Annotated in this window: 12 protein-coding genes; 2 read left to right on the top strand and 10 right to left on the bottom strand. The window is 66.3% G+C overall.

Annotated features, from left to right (window positions below; genetic code table 11):
* Positions 1–210: 210 nt before the first annotated feature.
* Entirely contained in the window at positions 211–393 is a 183-nt protein-coding gene (gene rpmF, locus LE190_RS04495; RefSeq protein ID WP_005666806.1) for a 50S ribosomal protein L32, read from the bottom strand.
* A gap of 227 nt (positions 394–620) precedes the next feature.
* Positions 621–1,130, bottom strand: a complete 510-nt coding sequence (locus LE190_RS04490; RefSeq protein WP_225237565.1) for a YceD family protein — start codon at positions 1,128–1,130, stop codon at positions 621–623.
* A 205-nt stretch (positions 1,131–1,335) separates the two neighbouring features.
* Here LE190_RS04490 and LE190_RS04485 point away from each other — a divergent pair, with 205 nt between their 5' ends.
* Both LE190_RS04485 and LE190_RS04480 read left to right on the top strand, forming a co-directional pair.
* A complete protein-coding gene (locus tag LE190_RS04485; RefSeq protein ID WP_225237564.1) occupies positions 1,336–1,950 on the top strand; it encodes a Maf family nucleotide pyrophosphatase in 615 nt (204 codons plus the stop codon).
* A 22-nt stretch (positions 1,951–1,972) separates the two neighbouring features.
* Positions 1,973–2,722 carry an SAM-dependent methyltransferase gene (locus LE190_RS04480; protein WP_225237563.1) on the top strand — a complete coding sequence of 250 codons (750 nt, stop codon included), beginning with the start codon at positions 1,973–1,975 and terminating at the stop codon, positions 2,720–2,722.
* A gap of 32 nt (positions 2,723–2,754) precedes the next feature.
* Here the strand turns inward: LE190_RS04480 and LE190_RS04475 are convergent, their stop codons facing one another.
* The 8 genes from LE190_RS04475 to LE190_RS04440 form a co-directional block, all read right to left on the bottom strand.
* The gene (locus tag LE190_RS04475; RefSeq protein ID WP_225237562.1) at positions 2,755–4,020 is read right to left on the bottom strand and encodes an EAL and HDOD domain-containing protein; all 1,266 of its coding nucleotides are present in this window, start codon (positions 4,018–4,020) and stop codon (positions 2,755–2,757) included.
* Positions 4,021–4,139: 119 nt separating this feature from the next.
* Positions 4,140–5,354 (bottom strand): 23S rRNA (adenine(2030)-N(6))-methyltransferase RlmJ, encoded by a 1,215-nt coding sequence (locus LE190_RS04470; RefSeq protein WP_225237561.1) that lies wholly within the window; start codon positions 5,352–5,354, stop codon positions 4,140–4,142.
* Between the two features lie 253 nt (positions 5,355–5,607).
* Positions 5,608–6,906: an isocitrate lyase gene (gene aceA, locus LE190_RS04465; protein ID WP_225237560.1), complete on the bottom strand. Its 1,299-nt coding sequence runs from the start codon at positions 6,904–6,906 to the stop codon at positions 5,608–5,610.
* A gap of 380 nt (positions 6,907–7,286) precedes the next feature.
* On the bottom strand, positions 7,287–9,893 hold the full coding sequence (gene clpB / locus LE190_RS04460; protein ID WP_225237559.1) for an ATP-dependent chaperone ClpB: 2,607 nt from the start codon (positions 9,891–9,893) through the stop codon (positions 7,287–7,289).
* Positions 9,894–10,018: 125 nt separating this feature from the next.
* Positions 10,019–10,435, bottom strand: a complete 417-nt coding sequence (gene yiaA / locus LE190_RS04455; protein WP_225237558.1) for an inner membrane protein YiaA — start codon at positions 10,433–10,435, stop codon at positions 10,019–10,021.
* Between the two features lie 106 nt (positions 10,436–10,541).
* Positions 10,542–10,916: a fluoride efflux transporter CrcB gene (gene crcB / locus LE190_RS04450; protein WP_224948117.1), complete on the bottom strand. Its 375-nt coding sequence runs from the start codon at positions 10,914–10,916 to the stop codon at positions 10,542–10,544.
* Positions 10,913–11,416: a molybdopterin synthase catalytic subunit MoaE gene (gene moaE / locus LE190_RS04445; RefSeq protein ID WP_225237557.1), complete on the bottom strand. Its 504-nt coding sequence runs from the start codon at positions 11,414–11,416 to the stop codon at positions 10,913–10,915. Before moaE ends, crcB begins: the two co-directional genes overlap by 4 nt.
* Entirely contained in the window at positions 11,413–14,076 is a 2,664-nt protein-coding gene (locus LE190_RS04440; protein ID WP_225237556.1) for a DUF349 domain-containing protein, read from the bottom strand. Before LE190_RS04440 ends, moaE begins: the two co-directional genes overlap by 4 nt.
* Positions 14,077–14,079: the final 3 nt, after the last annotated feature.

Genomic DNA, 14,079 nt, shown 5'->3' with positions numbered 1-14,079 from the left:
CGGCTCAGGCAAGACGAGCAAGACAGGCGATACGGCGGGCGGCAGGATGGGATCGGGCTTGGCACGGGGCCAGCCATGGTCCACGCAATTCAAAATGACGGAGTGCAAGCTTGTTGCAGCCGCTAAAAACGGAAATGCGAAAGAAAAAGCGGCGCCACGCACAGAACATACGTCGCACCGCTTCCATGGTACTGAACAACAAGACGGCGATTATTCGTCGTTCTTGGTCTTCAGGACTTTACGGCCACGGTAGAAACCGTTCGGGCTGATGTGGTGACGCAGGTGGGTTTCGCCGGTGGTCGGCTCGACTGCCAGGTTCGGTGCGGTCAGGAAATCGTGCGAACGGTGCATGCCGCGCTTCGACGGGGACTTCTTATTCTGCTGAACTGCCATGATGACTCCTAATACATAAGTTCTAAAATTCTAACACATTCGACTTGCAAATACTTGCAGATCGAGTATCCCAGCGGCAATTTCTTATTCAATCCATTGCCGACATGTTTTAACGCTGCCTACATCACTGCCTACTGCCATACTCGACTACTGCACGCGTTTGACACGTTCTTTCAGTCGTACTGCGGGTGCTGCCTTGCTACGCTGCGGTACTACAAATTCGGTTTTTACTCTGGCTTGAGATTTTTCAGGGCCGCGAACGGCGAGACCTTCTCGGTCTTGAGGCCATCCAGCAGCTTGGTGTCCGGACATACCTCGTGCTTCGGTGCCTGCGGCAGGGCCAGCAGGGCTTCGTCTTCCAGCAGCTGGCGGATATCGCACTCGCGGCTGCCGACGATCACGTCGATGCTCTCGTCGTCGAGGATTTCCTCGATCGCATCCGCATCCTCCTCGTCCTTGCCGAGTACCAGCATGGTGGACGAGTCGATCTGGTAATCCATCGGGGTCAGGCAACGCTGGCAGACCAGCTTCACGGGGCCGGCGACCGCCAGGGTCATCGACGGATAACCCTGCCTGGTCAGGCCGCCGTCGATCGACCAGCGAATCTCGCCGGACGCGCCGCCGGACTTGTCGGCGCATTCGGCGGCCAGACGGGTCATCTCGGCAACGGGCGTCGCGCCCTCGCGGTGTCCGCTATTCCGGCAAAACTCGAAGGCGTCAATGACAAAAGCGCTCATTTGGAAAACTTCCCCGGAAAACCTGCGATAATAACAGGCTTCTCGCCGTAGAGTCAAAGACTTGCGCTGTTTTTGGCGCCCTGCGTTGTATGCGGTATCCAGTGCCGGCAGTCGATCCAGTACGAGCGGGCTTATTTATCGCGTTCTCTTGTTCGAGACCCGGATTTATCAGCTTTTCTTATAAATTATTGCTTTGCCGACCGCAATGATACCAAGTTCCACGCCGCCGCGCCTCATTCTCGCTTCCAGCTCCGCCTACCGCCGCGAACTGCTGGCGCGCCTGCAACTGCCTTTCGAAGCGATCGCCCCCAATATCGACGAAGCGCCGCTGCCCGGCGAGGCCCCGCAGGATACCGCCCTGCGCCTGGCACGGGAGAAGGCGGCGGCGGTGGCGGCGCGAGCGCCCGGGGCGCTGGTGATCGGCTCGGACCAGGTTGCCACGCTGGACGGCATGCAGATCGGCAAACCCGGCGACCACGCGCGCGCCCTGGCCCAGCTGCAACTGATGCGCGGCCGGCGCGTCGTCTTCCATACGGCCCTGTGCCTGTGGGACAGCCGCGCGCCCGACCCGGCCCGCGCCGTCCAGCTGGACAACGTGCAGGTCTTCGTCGACTTCCGCGACCTGCCCGACGCCGAACTGGACGCCTACCTGCGCATCGAGCAGCCCTACGACTGCGCCGGCAGCGCCAAGAACGAGGGCCTGGGCATCGCCCTGCTGGAACGGATCGTGTCGGACGACCCGACCGCCCTCACCGGTCTGCCCCTGGTCGCGCTCACCGGCATGCTGCGCCGCGCCGGCGTCTCCTTCTTCGGCCTGTAACTTTCATCCTTACCAATCCACGATGCCCGGCACCCTCTACCTGATTCCCAATACCCTCGGTCCTGTCGACGCCGCACCCGGCGCCCTGTCCGCCCTGCTGCCCAAGCAAGTGCAGGCGCTCACCGCGCGCCTCGATTATTTCGTGGCCGAGAACGCCAAGACGGCGCGCGCCTTCCTGAAACTGGTCGCGCTCGACCATCCGCTGGCGCGGCCGCTGCAGGAAATCGAGATCGCCGAACTGAACGTGAACACCCCGGCGGCGGCCCTGGGCCAGCTGCTGGCGCCGCTGCTGGCCGGACGCGACGCCGGCCTGGTGTCGGAAGCGGGAGTGCCGGCGGTAGCCGATCCGGGCGCCGACCTGGTGCGCCTGGCCCACCAGCATGGGATTCCCGTACGCCCCCTGGTGGGGCCGTCCTCGCTGCTGCTGGCCGTGATGGCAAGCGGCCTGAACGGCCAGAGTTTCGCCTTCAATGGCTACCTGCCGACCGACACCGGCCAACGCAGCAAGCGCATCCAGCAACTGGAAGGCCGTTCGCGCAGCGAGAAGCAGACTCAGCTGCTGATCGAGACCCCCTACCGCAACGGCCAGATGCTGGAGGCCCTGGTCAGCGCCTGCCAGCCGGGCACCCTGGTGTGCGTGGCAACCGACCTGTCGCTGCCGAGCGAATCGGTCAAGACCCTGAGCGCGGCCAGGTGGAAGGCGGCGCTGGCTGGCGGCAAAGGGCCGGACTTCCACAAGAAGCCGACCGTATTCCTGTTCCTCGCGCAGTAAGGAGCGCGCCGGCGTGGCGCTCAGTGCAGCTCTCAGTGCGGCTCGTGGGTCAGCTCGCGCACCCAGTCGAAGGCTTGCAGCTCGATGCTGCGGATCTGCGCCACCGACAGGTCCAGCCGGCATAGCGCATTGTAGAGCTTGCCACCGCCCTCGGCCGCCTCGAGCAGTTCGGCCACCCGCAGCATGGTGCCGAACTCCCCTTCCCGCTCGATCAGCGCGGCGCGCACTTCGTCCGGCACCTCGACGTTGTCGAGGATGTCGCGCATCGGGATCGAGAACAGGGCGTCCGCCAGCGACATGATGCCCACCGTAAAGGCGCGGTCGGCCCGTGCCGCATCCTGCGGCGCGCGCGCCAGCGACATCAGTTCCAGCAGCTTGCCGCGGGTGGTGGCCAGCTGCAGCAGCGGCGAAGCCAGTTCCGCGCCGCCGGCCGTCGTGTACAGCAGGATCTGCAGCCAGCGCTGCAGCTGGCGCCGCCCGAGCTGCTGCAGGGCCTGGGCCAGCGATTCGATCCGGGTACCGGACGCCGCGCGGCTGTTCACCAGGCGCAGCAGGTTCAGGCTGATCAGGGCGTCGCGCTTGACCGCCGTCTCGATGCTGGCGGCGTCGGCATCCGAGCTCACCAGCTCCAGCAGGCGCAGGATCGCCATTTCGGAGGGCGCGATCTTCTTGCCCGACAGGATCACCGGGCGGGCAAAATAATAGCCCTGGAAGTATTCGAAGCCGAGGTCCATGCAGAGCCGGAATTCGTCGAGCGTCTCGACCTTTTCCGCCAGCAGCTTCTTGCCGGTACCCCGCAGCGACGCCACCAGGCGCTCGAGTTCCTCGCGCGGCACCAGCTTGACGTCCACCTTGATCACGTCGACCAGCCCGACCAGCCGGTCGAGCTCGGGCGAATGCTCGACCACGTCATCGACCGCGAACTTGAAACCGAGCTCCTTCAGCTCGGCCACGCGCGCCAGCAACGCCTGGGTCGGCTTGACTGTCTCCAGGATTTCAAGGATAACCTGGTGGGGCGGCAGGAAACGCACGAAGTCGCTCATCAGGACGACCTCGTCCACATTGACGAAGGCCAGGCGTTCGCCCACCACCTGCTCCATGCCGAGCTGGGATGCGTGGGAAATGACGGCCGCCGTCGCCGCCGCATTGTCGGTCAGCTTGGCGTCGTCGTCCTCGCCCGCGGCGCGGAACAGCAGCTCGAATGCCACGAGGTGCTGGTCCCGGCCAAGGATGGGCTGACGCGCGAGGAAAAAATCGTTGGACGGCACGGATGCCGCTGCCGCTGCTTCGGCATGCATCGGTAAAACTCCTGGAAACGGTTGCGGCACGAAGGCGCCGGCCGGCGGACGCGCACATCCGCCTTGAAGACTATACTACAAATCCGACATTATTAGCATTTTTATATCGAATTGCGTGCTCAGCGCTTGCCACTCCGGTTGCCCGGGCGTGGCCCGGCCGTCCTGGGGCCGCCGTCCGAAGGACGCTTGCTTTCCGCGCGTGCCGGGCTGGAGGCTGGCGCCTGCGGCTTGCCCTGCGTGTTGCCGTCCGGACGCCAGGCGCGCCGCGGCGCCGGGGTGGCCGGCTTGGCCGGCTTGGCGCCCGGGCCGCGCCCTTCCTCCTCACCCTCGCGCAGCATGCTCTGGCCCGGCAGGCGCAGGCTGCCCTTGCCCGACAGCGGGCTGGCGCGGCGCGCATTGCCGACCGGCGCGCGCGGTCCTTCGCCCGCCAGGCGCGCCGAGGCGGCGCCCGTGAGCTGGGTGCCGCGCTCGATGGTGAAGCGCGCCCCGCTATCCTTGCCCAGCACCTGCACCAGGTAGGGCATGGTTTCGCGCAGCATGGCTTCCAGCGTATACGGCGGATTCAGGATGAACATGCCGCTGCTGTGCAGCCCGATGCCGTCCGGGCCGGGGGTCGAGATGGTGAGGGTGACGTTCAGCCATTCCTTGGCCGGCAGGCGCTTGAGCTTGTCGGGGAACTGGCGCGACTCCATGCGCTGCAGCACCGGGTACCAGACCGCATACATGCCGCTCGGGAAGCGGCCGAGGGCCTCTTCGAGCGCGTCGCGCACCTTCTTGTAGTCGTCCTTGACTTCATACGGCGGGTCGACCAGCACCAGGGCCCGGCGCGACGGCGGCGGCAGCAGCTTCTTCAGGCTCTGGAAGCCGTCGCCATGCTCGATGATGACGCGCTTGCCGCGCGCGCGTTCGCCCTGCTCGGCCTTGTGCGCCTCGGCCTTGCGCACGTTCTCGTGCAGGATCTTGACGTCCGCCGGGTGCAGCTCGAACAGGCGCAGGCGGTCGTCCAGGCGCGCCATCTGGTCGGCCACGTAGGGAGAACCCGGGTAGTAGCGCATCTTGCCGCTCGGGTTCATCGACTTGACCAGGTCCAGGTAAGGCTTCAGCGGTGCCGGCACCTCGGTCGCGTTCCACAGGGGGCCGATGCCGGTATCGAATTCCGCGGTCTTGGTCGCCTGGAAGCTGTCGAGCGCGTAGACGCCGGCGCCGGAATGGGTATCGATATAGGTATAGGGCACGTCCTTCTGGTTCATATACAGGTGCAATTGCACCTGGACGAAGTGTTTGAGGACATCGGCGTGGTTACCCGCGTGGAAGGCGTGGCGGTAGCTCAACATAAGCTGGAATTCCTGAGAAAGTGTCGGTGCCGGGTCTGAACGGCGCAATGGGCGCCATTATCCACTACATCGACACTTCCCGGGCTTTTGTAGGGTGGGCAAGTTCCTTGCCCACGCGGTCGCTGGCTCCGATCCCGTGCCGGATGACACTTCTGCAATCGATCACCGCGTGGGCAGAATCTGCCCACCCTACGAAAAAAGCCGCAGGCCCGACGGGCGCTGCGGCGTTCACGGCTCAGGCAGGAAGCGGGGCTTACGCGACCTTCTTCTCGTCGAAGAACTGCTCGTCCTCGGTCGAGCCATGCAGGGCCGTGGTCGAGCTCTGGTTCTGCTGGATGGTCTGGGTGACGGCATCGAAGTAGCCGGTGCCGACTTCGCGCTGGTGCTTGACCGCGGTGAAGCCCTTCTCGGCCGCGGCGAACTCTGCTTCCTGCAGTTCCACGAAGGCCGACATGCCACGGCGCGCATAGCCATGCGCCAGGTTGAACATGCCGTAGTTCAGGGCGTGGAAGCCGGCCAGGGTGATGAACTGGAACTTGTAGCCCATCGCGCCCAGCTCCTTCTGGAACTTGGCGATGGTGGCGTCGTCCAGGTTCTTCTTCCAGTTGAACGAGGGCGAGCAGTTATAGGCCAGCATCTTGCCCGGGAATTTCGCATGGATGGCTTCGGCGAACTGCTTGGCGAAGTTCAGGTCCGGCTTGCCGGTCTCGCACCACACGAGGTCGGCGAACGGCGCGTAGGCCAGGCCGCGCGAAATGGCCTGCTCGATGCCCGGTTTCACCTTGAAGAAGCCCTCGACGGTGCGCTCGCCAGTGCAGAAGGGCTTGTCGTTGTCGTCCACGTCCGAGGTGAGCAGGTCGGCCGCCTCGGCATCGGTGCGGGCGATGACCAGGGTCGGGGTGCCCATCACGTCGGCCGCCAGGCGCGCGGCGTTGAGTTTTTCGACGGCTTCGCGGGTCGGCACCAGCACCTTGCCGCCCATGTGGCCGCATTTCTTGACCGAGGCCAGCTGGTCTTCGAAGTGCACGCCGGCGGCGCCGGCATCGATCATGGCCTTCATCAGCTCGAACGCGTTGAGCACGCCGCCGAAGCCGGCTTCGGCATCGGCCACGATCGGGGCGAAGTAGTCAATGTCGTCCTTGCCTTCCGACCACTGGATCTGGTCGGCGCGCTGGAAGGTGTTGTTGATGCGGCGCACCACCTGCGGCACCGAGTTGGCCGGATACAGCGACTGGTCCGGATACATCTCGCCAGCCACGTTGGCGTCGCCCGCCACCTGCCAGCCCGACAGGTAGATGGCCTTCAGGCCGGCCTTGACCTGCTGCATGGCCTGGTTGCCGGTCAGTGCGCCCAGCGCGTTCACGTAGGGCTCGTTGTTGACCAGGTCCCACAGCTTCTCGGCGCCGCGCTTGGCCAGTGTGTGCTCGATCTGGACCGATCCGCGCAGGCGCACCACGTCGGCCGCCGTGTAGTTGCGCGTCACATTTTTCCAGCGCGGATTGGTGTCCCAGTCTTGCTGCAGTTCACTGATCTGTTGTTCACGAGTTGCCATGGTTGTTTCTCCTGAAGGTAGAACGATTGGTAGAGCGATTGGTAGAGGGATTCAAGCCGCGTTATTCACATCCGTTGGCACTATCATAGATCAGTTTGTGCGCAGCACAACAACTCTTATATAAGACATAGGAACTTTATTTTTTCTTTTACTTTCAATATCTTGCGAATGGTATTTCATGATCCGGCATGAAATTTCAAAAAATGGGAGTCCATGCTGCGGCTGATCGCGCCGCGCATTTCGCGATGCGGAGATATCGTTTCATATCGTGGGAAATCGTCGAGAATAGGTCGACGATGCAAGAAAAACGGCGCCACCCTTGCAGGTCGCGCCGTTCGAGATGAGAGCTCAAGCCGCCGCAGCGGCCACCGCGTGCAGGCTTACTTCGCCAGTTCCACCTGTTCGCCGAACACCAGGTTCCCGCCGCGCACCCGCACCGGGATGGTGTCCTTGGGTCCGAAGCGGCCGGCCAGGATTGCTTTCGACAGCGGATTCTCGATCTGCTGCTGGATCGCGCGCTTGAGCGGACGCGCCCCATACACCGGGTCGTAGCCCGCCTCGGCGATCTTCTGCAGGGCTTCGTCGTCAATGTCGAGCTGCATCTCCATCTTGGCCAGGCGTTCCTCCAGGTTGTGCAGCTGGATCTTGGCGATCGCACCGATGTTCTTCTCATCGAGCGCATGGAACACCACGATCTCGTCGATGCGGTTGATGAACTCGGGACGGAAGTGCCCGCGCACCTCGGCCATCACGGCCAGCTTCACTACGCCAGGCTCGTCGGTGTCCATAGACTGGATCTTGTTGGAACCCAGGTTCGAGGTCATCACGATCACCGTGTTCTTGAAATCCACGGTACGACCCTGGCCGTCGGTCATGCGGCCGTCGTCGAGCGCCTGCAGCAGGACGTTGAACACGTCCGGGTGCGCCTTCTCGATTTCGTCCAGCAGGATCACGCTGTACGGCTTGCGGCGTACGGCCTCGGTCAGGTAGCCGCCCTCTTCATAGCCGACATAGCCCGGTGGCGCGCCGATCAGGCGGGCGACCGAATGCTTCTCCATGAACTCGCTCATGTCGATGCGCACCAGCGCGTCCTCGGTATCGAACAGGAAGCTCGCCAGCGCCTTGCACAGTTCGGTCTTGCCGACCCCGGTCGGGCCCAGGAACATGAAGGAACCGTAGGGGCGGTTCGGATCGGACAGGCCGGCGCGCGAGCGCCGGATCGCATCCGACACCGCCTCGATCGCCTCGTCCTGGCCCACCACCCGCTCGTGCAGCTTTTCCTCGATGTGCAGCAGCTTCTCGCGCTCGCCCTGCATCATGCGCGACACCGGGATGCCGGTCGCGCGCGCCACCACTTCGGCGATTTCCTCGGCGCCGACCTGGGTGCGCAGGAGCTTGGGCTTGGTCGCATCGCCATCGGCGCCGGCGGCGGCTTCCTCGGCCTTCTTCAGCTGGGCTTCCAGTTCCGGCAGGCGGCCATACGACAGCTCGGACATGCGGCTGTAGTCGCTCTGGCGCTTGGCTTCCTCGATCTGGTGGCGGACCCGCTCGATCTCTTCCTTGATGTGCGCCGTACCCTGCACCGCCGCCTTCTCGGACTTGAGGATCTCCTCGTAGTCGTTGTACTCGCGTTCCAGGCGCGCGATCTCCTCGCCGATCAGCTCCAGGCGCCGCATCGAGGCTTCGTCGGTTTCCTTGCGCACGGCTTCGCGCTCGATCTTCAGCTGGATCAGGCGCCGTTCGAGCTTGTCCATCACTTCCGGTTTGGAATCGATCTCGATCTTGATCTTCGAGGCCGCTTCGTCGATCAGGTCGATCGCCTTGTCCGGCAGGAAGCGGTCGCTGATGTAGCGGTGCGACAGCTCGGCCGCGGCGATGATGGCCGGGTCGGTGATCTCGACCTTGTGGTGCAGCTCGTATTTCTCCTGCAGGCCGCGCAGGATGGCGATGGTCGCCTCCACGCTCGGCTCGTCGACCATGATCTTCTGGAAGCGGCGCTCCAGCGCGGCGTCCTTCTCGACGTACTTGCGGTACTCGTCCAGCGTGGTCGCGCCCACGCAGTGCAGTTCGCCGCGGGCCAGCGCGGGCTTGAGCATGTTGCCGGCGTCCATCGCGCCCTCGGCCTTGCCGGCGCCGACCATGGTGTGGATCTCGTCGATGAAGACGATGGTCTGGCCTTCGTCCTGGGCCAGCTCCTTCAGGACGCTCTTGAGCCTTTCCTCGAACTCGCCGCGGTACTTGGCGCCGGCCAGCAGGGCCGCCATGTCGAGCGAGAGCACGCGCTTGCCCTTGAGCGAATCGGGCACCTCGCCGTTGACGATGCGCTGCGCCAGGCCCTCGACAATGGCGGTCTTGCCCACGCCGGGCTCGCCGATCAGGACCGGGTTGTTCTTGGAACGGCGCTGCAGCACCTGGATCGCGCGGCGGATCTCGTCGTCGCGGCCGATCACCGGGTCCAATTTGCCCTGGCGGGCACGCTCGGTCAGGTCGAGGGTGTATTTTTTCAGCGCCTCGCGCTGGCCTTCGGCGTCCTGCGAGTTCACCGCTTCGCCGCCGCGCACCGCCGAGATCGCCGATTCCAGCGACTTGCGCGCCAGGCCATGTTCGCGCGCCAGGCGGCCGGCTTCCGACTTGTCCTCGGTCAGCGCCAGCAGGATCATCTCGGAGGCCAGGAACTGGTCGCCACGCTTCTGCGACTCGCGATCGGCCAGGTTCAGCAGGGCCACCAGTTCGCGCGAGACCTGCACGTCGCCGCCGGTGCCCATGACTTTCGGCAGGCGCTCGAGCGCTGATTTGAGGGCGTTGGCCAGCGCGCCGACGTTGACGCCGGCCCGCTGCAGCAGCGAGCGGGCGCCGCCGTCGTCCTGGTTCAGCAGGGCGAGCAGCAGGTGGGCCGGATCGATGTACTGGTTATCGTTGCCGACCGCCAGGCTCTGGGCATCCGCCAGCGCTTCCTGAAGCTTGGTCGTCAGTTTGTCTTGTCGCATGCTTGTGCTCCCTAGTGGTATCTTGGAATGGATTCCTAACTGAGGAGCAACATAGGGGTGATCCGGCGCTTTTCAAGATGTGCAACACCCCGGGCGCCGCCGCAGCGGCGCATGCGCTCATTCGCTCATTCGCTCACCCGGCGCGGCGCATCCTCGATGGCGCGCACGTCGCGCACGTTCTTCTGCACCGCCACCACCGCGAACAGGCTCAGCACGAAAGACATGGCATAGAAGCCCTTCTCGCTCGGCGCCAGGGTCGCGTTCCACAGGCCGACCGTGAGCAGCAGGAGGGCCGCCAGCAGCGAGATCCAGCACAGGCCCACATACATCGTGGTGACCGCCACGCCTTCGGCCCGGTCGCGCACGGTCTTCTGCAGCGACACGGCGGCGAACAGGCCGTACAGCAGCAGGGTCAGGTAGTAGCCCTTTTCGTTCAACTGCATCTCGGCATTCCACAGTCCCGCCAGGAAAGCGCAGCCACCGGCCAGCAGCGCACCCCAGGAGGCGCCAATGAAGGCGGCGGTCGGACGTTGAGTTTGCATGGCTATTTCCTCAAATTAATGGAGAAGGGGCAAAACTAGACGCGAACTTATCACGCCCGGGGCCGCCCGCCATTGAGCTATGCAAAGGTATCCGCTCCCGATACCGCTAGCCGCGCAGGGCGCGCCAGGTAGCGAAGCCGGCTGCACATAGCAGCAAGGAGCCCACCAGGTGCAGCAGGGTGTGCGCCAGCGCCCAGCCGAGTTCGCCGCGCTCGAGCAGCAGCACGGATTCGCCGGAAAAACTGGAAAACGTGGTCAGGCCGCCGAGGAAGCCGGTGATGGCGAACAGGCGCCATTCAGGCGGGATCTGCGGGTGAGCGCTGAAGAAACCCAGCGCCAGCCCGACCAGGTAGCCGCCGAGCAGGTTGGCCGCCAGCGTGCCGATCTGCAGCTGCGCGTGCTGGGCGCCCAGCCAGAGACCGAGTCCCCAGCGCAGCCAGGCGCCGAGCGCCGCCCCCAGGCCGACTGCCAGCCAGCTCAAGGATGGGGCTCCACTGCCATCCACTTGCGCTTGGCGGAATCGTCGCTGGCACGCGCATCGACCCAGCGCGCCCCGTCCGGCGTCTGTTCCTTCTTCCAGAAGGGGGCGTCGGTCTTCAGGTAGTCCATGATGAACTCGCAGGCGGCGAAGGCTTCGCCGCGATGGGCCGCCGCGCAGGCCACCAGCACGATCTGGTCGAGCGGCTGGAGCGGTCCGACGCGGTGGATGACCACGACCCCGTACAGCGGCCAGCGCGCCCGGGCCTGGCCGACGATGTCTTCCAGGGCGCGTTCCGTCATGCCCGGATAGTGCTCGAGCTCCATTTCAGACACCTGGGCGCCCTCGTTCAGGTCGCGCACGGTACCGACGAAGCTGACCACGGCGCCGACCCGGCCGTCGCCGGCGCGCAGGGCGGCCAGCTCACGGCCCAGGTCGAAATCGGCTTCCTGCACCCGGATCAGGGTGGAAGCGGCGTCAGGACTCTCCGGGAAATCGTTCACTTGCCCTCCTTCGCGTGGCGCAGCAATAACTGTTCGATACGGGTCTCGGTGCGGGTGTCGGCCAGGGCCGGCATCGCCAGCAGTGCCGGCAAGCCGGCCTGGCCGCCGGCCCGGGCGCCATGCCCCCCATGCCCGGCCTTGTGGCCGGACTGCAGCGAACTCTGCAGCACCTCGACCTGCAGCTTCAGACGCTCGCGCGCGAATTCGGCGCCGCTGTCGATGCCGGCCGCGATCTCCAGGCGCAGCAGTTCGTGCAGCAGCTGCTCGCGGTTCGTTTCCAGCTGCGCCACATGGGCGGCGCGCGCGGTCTGCTCGCCGTCGAGCGCAGCCAGGCCCGCCTCGAAGCGGCCGTGCAGCGCCCCCTCGTAGGGGGCGTCGAGCGGCAGCAGTGCCTCCCAGCGGGCGCGCCAGTCGGCGGCGCTGGTATGCGCTTCCGGATTGCGCAGCGCCGCCTCCAGTGCCAGCACCAGGCGCAGCTTGTCGCGCACCGCGCCCGCCAGGGCCAGTCCGGCGGCGCGCCGCGCCACCTCGGCATGGTGCTGCACCGCCGCCAGGGCGGCGTGGTAGCGCTTGTCGATGCGCGCTTCGTGGGCGCGCGGCACCGGACCGATCGCGCCCCACTCGGCGGCCGCTTCGCGCAGCAGCCTGCCGGCGCTGGCCGGCGTCGCCTCGGGTGCGGCGGCTTCCAGGCGCAAACACAGGGCCTCCTTGGCCGCTTCATGCGCAAGGCGCTCGGCATCGGCCGCGTGGGCATGCTCCTTGCGCTGCGCGAACAGGGCGTCGCAGGCGGCGCGGAAGCGCTGCCACAGTGCCTGCTCGGCCTTGCGTTCGAGCGGCAGCGCGCGCGCATGTTCCTGCCAGCGCGCCTGCAGCGCGCGCAAGGCGTCCACCGCATGGCGCCCATGCGGGTCGAGCGCCAGCGCTTCCTCGATCAGCGCTTCGCGCACCGCCATCTCGTCCTTGCGCTGCTCTTCCAGCGGGCGCTGCAGGGTGTTGAGCGTCGCGCCGAACAGGGTGTCGAGGCGTTTCTTGTCCTTGCGATCGATCGGGCCGAGGTGGCTCCAGGCGCTGCGCAGGCGCTGCACCGTGCCCGACACGTGCTTCCAGTCGGCCTCGCCCGATTCCAGGCGCGCGATCTCGGCCTGCGCCTCGTCCACCAGGGCCTGGGCACGCGCGGCGTTCGCGTGGCGCTCGTCGGCCAAGTGGCGGAAGTGGGCCGCGGCCGGCGCATAGGCGGCGGTGCAGGCGGTGTCGAAGCGTTCCCACAACGCACGCGGCGCGGCGCCGGACAGGCTGTCGAGCGCCTTCCAGCGCTCGCGCATGCTGCCCACCTTGCGCGCCCGTTCGCCCATCGCCAGGTTCTGGGTCTGCAGTGCCTCGACCGCCTTGATCAGTTCCTCGCGCGATACGTTGCCGCCCCAGCGCGCCCAGTCCGACAAGCGCTTGAATTCAGCCCGTACATGGTTCAGGCGCTCGGTCTCGGCCGGCGTCAGGCGCATGCCCTTGTCCTTGCTATCCTTCAGCGACTTGTCGAGCTCGGCGGCGGTGCCGAGCGAGCCATGCTGCAACGCTGCTTCCATGGCGTCGAGCCGGTCGAGGAAGTGCTGGTCGGCGCCCCGGACCGGCGCCCGGGACCTGGACGCCGCCGCGGCGCCGGCACCCTGCGCTTCAGGGGCCGCCTGCGCCTGCGCCTGCGCCTGCGGCTGCTGCAACTGCGTCTCCGTCTGCGTCTTGGACTTGCGCCCTTCGGCGGAAGCCTCCTGTGGCAGGCTGGCCAGCAATGTTTCGAAACGGCGCTGCAGTCCGGTCCCATCCGACGCCAGGGCCGGCAGCGCGCGCCATTCCTTGCGCAGCGCGTCGGCCTTCAGTTCGCCGGCCGGCCGGGCTTCCCACCCGGCCAGCATGGCCTCGCGCGCGGCCAGTGCGGCCCGGTCCTGCTCGAGGGTGGCCAGGCTGGCGCCCAGGCGCGCCAGCTCGGCGGCGAATTCGGCCACCAGCGCGCGCGGCAAGGAGGCTTGCCCTGGCGCCAGCAGCGCCGCGTCCTGGTCGCGCGCCAGGGCGGCCAGGCGTTCGCCCAGGGTGGCCGCGTCCAGCCCGGCGGAGCCCAGGGCGCGCAGCGCCCCCAGGCGATCGATCATGGCGCGCTGCAGCTGCACCTGGTCTTCCAGGCGCCTGCCGAGTTCGGCGCGCACGGTATCGAATTCCGGCGCCAGTTCGGGCGCGCGGATGACAGCCCATTTGCGGTCGAGTTCGGCGACGTGGTTGGGGGTCAGGAGGGCGTCGTCCAGCATGGACCGGGCCTGTGCCAGTGTTTCCTTGCCGCGCCGCAGCTCGGCTTCGTGGTGGCGGATCGCATCGAGGCGCGACTGCATCAGCTTGGCGACCCGGCGATCGGTATTGCGCATCGCCGCGTGCACGCGCTCGAGTTGCGGCCGGCTATGGACCTGTTCGGCCGCCGCCAGGCGCAGCTCGGAAAATTCGGAAGACAGGATGAAGGCGACGGCCGCTTCCTCGTCGCCATCCAGTTGCCTGAGCTGTTCGGCCTGCCGCTCGCGCGGGCCCGGTGCGCCGGCATCCTGGGCCGGCTGGGCCTCCGGCTGCGCGCCACTGGCACCGGCCGGCTTGTCGCCGCCCTGCCGCTTGAAAAGGAATTCGAACATGAT

The sequence above is a fragment of the Massilia hydrophila genome, from assembly GCF_020208145.1.
In the GTDB taxonomy this organism is placed as follows: domain Bacteria; phylum Pseudomonadota; class Gammaproteobacteria; order Burkholderiales; family Burkholderiaceae_D; genus Telluria; species Telluria hydrophila.
Note: the sequence above shows the minus strand (reverse complement) of the source record. Positions and strands in the feature narration are given on the sequence as shown.

Coding starts and splice junctions, on each gene's coding strand:
- LE190_RS04490 (WP_225237565.1), bottom strand. CDS start 1,130: ATGAGCGCTTTTGTCATTGACGCCTTCGAGTTTTGCCGGAATAGCGGA.
- clpB (WP_225237559.1), bottom strand. CDS start 9,893: ATGCGACAAGACAAACTGACGACCAAGCTTCAGGAAGCGCTGGCGGAT.
- LE190_RS04480 (WP_225237563.1), top strand. CDS start 1,973: ATGCCCGGCACCCTCTACCTGATTCCCAATACCCTCGGTCCTGTCGAC.
- yiaA (WP_225237558.1), bottom strand. CDS start 10,435: ATGCAAACTCAACGTCCGACCGCCGCCTTCATTGGCGCCTCCTGGGGT.
- LE190_RS04440 (WP_225237556.1), bottom strand. CDS start 14,076: ATGTTCGAATTCCTTTTCAAGCGGCAGGGCGGCGACAAGCCGGCCGGT.
- LE190_RS04485 (WP_225237564.1), top strand. CDS start 1,336: ATGATACCAAGTTCCACGCCGCCGCGCCTCATTCTCGCTTCCAGCTCC.
- LE190_RS04475 (WP_225237562.1), bottom strand. CDS start 4,020: ATGCATGCCGAAGCAGCGGCAGCGGCATCCGTGCCGTCCAACGATTTT.
- LE190_RS04470 (WP_225237561.1), bottom strand. CDS start 5,354: ATGTTGAGCTACCGCCACGCCTTCCACGCGGGTAACCACGCCGATGTC.
- aceA (WP_225237560.1), bottom strand. CDS start 6,906: ATGGCAACTCGTGAACAACAGATCAGTGAACTGCAGCAAGACTGGGAC.
- rpmF (WP_005666806.1), bottom strand. CDS start 393: ATGGCAGTTCAGCAGAATAAGAAGTCCCCGTCGAAGCGCGGCATGCAC.